The 3,781-nt window shown below is 31.4% G+C and carries 6 protein-coding genes; 1 reads left to right on the top strand and 5 read right to left on the bottom strand.

Annotation, left to right across the window (positions count from 1 at the left end):
- The coding region (gene rsgA / locus Q0C22_RS04835; RefSeq protein WP_291492328.1) for a GTPase RsgA at nucleotides 1-299 on the top strand (299 nt) is incomplete at its 5' end.
- Here the strand turns inward: rsgA and Q0C22_RS04830 are convergent.
- The 5 genes from Q0C22_RS04830 to Q0C22_RS04810 all read right to left on the bottom strand — a co-directional run.
- Nucleotides 277-1,293: a TQO small subunit DoxD gene (locus tag Q0C22_RS04830; RefSeq protein WP_291492326.1), complete on the bottom strand. Its 1,017-nt coding sequence runs from the start codon at nucleotides 1,291-1,293 to the stop codon at nucleotides 277-279. The genes rsgA and Q0C22_RS04830 overlap by 23 nt on opposite strands.
- A gap of 15 nt (nucleotides 1,294-1,308) precedes the next feature.
- Complete coding sequence (locus Q0C22_RS04825) at nucleotides 1,309-3,042, bottom strand: sulfite exporter TauE/SafE family protein (protein ID WP_291492324.1); 1,734 nt, start codon at nucleotides 3,040-3,042, stop codon at nucleotides 1,309-1,311.
- A 7-nt stretch (nucleotides 3,043-3,049) separates the two neighbouring features.
- On the bottom strand, nucleotides 3,050-3,241 hold the full coding sequence (locus Q0C22_RS04820; RefSeq protein ID WP_291492317.1) for a hypothetical protein: 192 nt from the start codon (nucleotides 3,239-3,241) through the stop codon (nucleotides 3,050-3,052).
- Nucleotides 3,238-3,504: a hypothetical protein gene (locus Q0C22_RS04815; protein WP_291492315.1), complete on the bottom strand. Its 267-nt coding sequence runs from the start codon at nucleotides 3,502-3,504 to the stop codon at nucleotides 3,238-3,240. The genes Q0C22_RS04820 and Q0C22_RS04815 overlap by 4 nt, the downstream gene beginning before the upstream one ends.
- On the bottom strand, nucleotides 3,501-3,781 hold a 281-nt coding region (locus Q0C22_RS04810), incomplete at its 5' end, for an amino acid--tRNA ligase-related protein (RefSeq protein WP_291492313.1). The genes Q0C22_RS04810 and Q0C22_RS04815, both read right to left, overlap by 4 nt.

The following is a 3,781-nucleotide window of genomic DNA, read 5'->3' as shown; positions in this document are numbered from 1 at the left end:
TGCTAAATGCCAATATGTTGCAGTTGATTTTTTTGCTTATAGATACAAAGGTATCAATAATGCCTAGCGATGAGATTTTTTTAAATTGGCTTAAGTATAATAATTTAAGTACTGTAATTGTGCTTACAAAAATAGATAAAGCAAGCCAATCTCATCTTGCTAAAACAAAAAAAGCCATTGAAACATTAAACATAAAATACATTAAAACATCATCTACATATCATGAGGGTATAGACAAGCTTGCCCAATTAATTGAGCAAGCTTGTGATGTTAGTTTTAATCTAAGTTTATTTTCTTAGACCATTTCAAACCGCTAACATCGGTTAACTCTACTGTATAATAACCTTTTTTAAGTGATATGTTGCCTGTTGGCTTGATATTTATTGTGGCTTTTGCTCCAAGTGGTACAACAAGTGAAAATTTGTTTGGCTCAATTTTATTAAAGTAAAAATTTTTTATATCATTTTTAAATAAATTTTGATTGTTTGGATTTATTGTTTCAACTACCTTGCCTTTTTCATCAAGAAGAGCTATTTCTTCAATAAAAGCACCGTAAGTATCAGGACCATTTGTGCGATAAATAGTTAAATTTAACTCACCATTTTTTTTGAGATGTGCATTTAAAATTTCAATCTTTGGTATTTTTGATAAATTGTACAATTTACCGTATAAGCCACCATGAAGGGCCTGATAAGTATATAGTGTTATAAACATAGCTATAATACTAAAAATCAAAGCTTCTGTTTTAAAAGAAGACTCATTAGTTTTTAAGTTATTTGAAGCCAAATATGCAAGGAGTTTTGAATTTTTATTTTTAAAAAACATATTATCAAGTGAAAATAAACCCCCACCTAAACTAAAAATAACAAGACCGCTTGATATGCCTGCTATGCCAATCTGCCATTCATCTACACAGGTTGAGCCAAGCCAACCTGTACCGAGTAATATGCCAAGTGAAAGTAAAGTGGCACCTATTGCAGATAACCTGGTAAAAAGCCCAAGTACTAATCCAATACCCACAAAACCTTCTATAATTGTAAATACCATTAAAAATATAAATAATAAATGAGGGTGCGTGATAAGGTACTCTATCATGGGTTTTATAAATAATGCATGAGGCAAAAAATGATTAAATGCGTGCCCCATAAATGCAGGTGAGTTAGGGTCAAGTTTTTCTGGATCATTTACGACCCGTCTTAAAAATGCACTAAAAAATTGCCATCCAAGCACAAGTCTGATAGGCGTTGCCAGGGTTGATATGCTTTTAAATGAAAAAGATTTTTCTATAGCCATCAAATCCTCCGAATATTAATTTATTAGACCAAGTGTTCTTGCAAACATATAAAAAGCAAGTATTATAACAAAATAGGAAAAAATTCGTGTTAAATAGCCTGCTTTTATTCTTTTTGCAATAACTACACCAATGGCCATACCAATAATCGCACCCACGCTTATGTATATTGCTTGTGTTATTTCTATTGAACCTACACCACTAAGCCTTGAAAGAATACCCCATAAGCAATTTAAGGCAATAACTAAGAGGCTTGTTGCAATGGCATCTTTCATTGGAAAATCTAAAATCAAAACAAGCGTTGGTACTATTAAAAAACCACCACCTACACCAAAAAATCCAGTCATCAAACCAATACCAAAACCTGCCAAAACAAATTTTGACCATGCACTTAAACCTTTTATGTTTTTTAGACTTATTTGTTGTTCAGATTCTTTTTTATTTTGGTATTCTTTTTGTCTTAGCATTAGTATGCCAATAACCAACATCAATGCAGAAAATCCATACAGTATAATTTTTGCTGGCAGCAAAGAATTTATGTAAGAACCTAAAAATGCACCAAATATACCAGCTATAGAAAATACAATGGATATTTTCCAGTGGACGTACTTTTGCTTGCCAAGCATGTATTGTATAGCACCAGCTAAAGAGCCAACGCCAACAACAACCAAACTTGTCCCCGTTGCACTATGAACATTCATATCAAGCAAATAAAGCAGTATAGGTATAGTTATAATTGAGCCACCAGCACCAGTTAAACCAAGTGTTAAACCAATTATAATTCCGTAGATTAATTCCATATAACAAATATTAATCATCAAAATATTTTTGTCAATATAAATTAAATGTTTCCAAAATAAGTTTAAAAATTCTCCATTGTAATTGAGTTGATTTGAATATTTAAAATAATCACTTGCAAGTAAATAAATTGTTTCAGAATGGATAGTAGAAGTTTCTATTTGCCTCCAATCTATTATGGAATATTTTTTAAGTTTTAAAAATTTAATCAGCTCTTCAACTTTTGTTAAATCAGACTCTAGGTCTAGGAAATCTATTAACACTTTCATAGGTATAGCTCTGGTATAAAATAAAAATGTTGAGAATGGATTTATACCTATTGAAAGGGCAACTCCTTTTTGCTTAAAATCATTGATTAAATCAATCAATTTTTTAGGTGAATCATTAGGGTTAGGGAAATAAGAAATAATATCTTTAACTGAAAAATTACTTATATCTAAATTATAACCATTTAAATTATATTGTGATAATATGATTTCTAAATCATTACTTAATGAAACTATGATTGATTTTGTAATCTCTACTATCTTATCTATGTCTATGAGAGAAATCCATGGTTTCATTTCACCAGGACTTTCGATAGTAATTGCAATTCCATCACCATATTTTTCATAAAATCCTATGCTATCTTCAAAAGTTTTAGCATTTGATATTCTTATACCAAATACTTCAAACATAAACTTTGCAAAAGAATCGTTTATATTGCTTGATCCAATTCCTCCGTAAATCATTGTTTTGAATTTATCATAAATTTCTTGACCTTCATGAATTCTTATATCATCTAATGTGTTATATTTTTTGCTAGTTTCTATCAAATAATCCTTTAATTTCTTTAAAATGTATGCATCTTTGTAAAATTCAATTAAATCATTTAAATATTGCTTCCAAGAATTCGGCATCCATATTTTATTTCGCCTTGCCCAATCCCTTAAAGATAAGGTCTCTTCAATCATAGCATCTTTACCCCTTTTTTGTATTTTCCTGATCAATATTGCTCAACAAATAATCTTTTAAATTTTTTTCTATTGAATTTATTTTATCATTTAATTCAATGCTCTTTCTGTAAAACCATTCATTTACATCAATTATATCTACGGACCCGCGTCTTACCATATCTAGAATGTCTGTAACGTCATGTCCATTAAAGTTCATAGAGTCCTTGGCGCCTTTATATATCTGTCCTTTATACTGTTAAAACCTTCCAAAATTATTTCGGAATCAAACTGAACTGGAATGTCGTCCCTTTCATGTTTACCTTCAGGCACAAGCACTATGGCCTCTTCTGGAAGTTTAACATTTTCTAAATCGTTTAGTAGCACTCTCAAAGCATTTATTCTCTTTTCTATATCCCTTTTTTCTTCTGCACTTATCTTGATAAGTGCCAATTTAGATATATGATCAATACTAAACTTCATGGTAAAAGCCTCCTCACATCGCGCGGGTACAGGGATACTTCTCTTATGTTGCCCACGCCTGTAAGGGTCATCAATAACCTTTCAACTCCCATACCAAATCCCCCATGGGGTGGCATGCCGTAGGAGTATGGTACTAAATGGTATTTGAAGCTCTTTATGGGGAGACCTGCGACTTTTAGGTTCTTTCTTAAAAGGGAAGAATCGTGCACCCTTTCACCTCCACTGCTGAGCTCAAGTTCACGGAACATAAGGTCAAATGAATACGTAACTTCATCAT

Source organism: Desulfurella sp. (assembly GCF_023256235.1).
Lineage (GTDB): Bacteria > Campylobacterota_A > Desulfurellia > Desulfurellales > Desulfurellaceae > Desulfurella.
The sequence above is the reverse complement of the archived record's forward strand: the minus strand, read 5'-3'. Positions and strand labels throughout refer to the sequence as shown.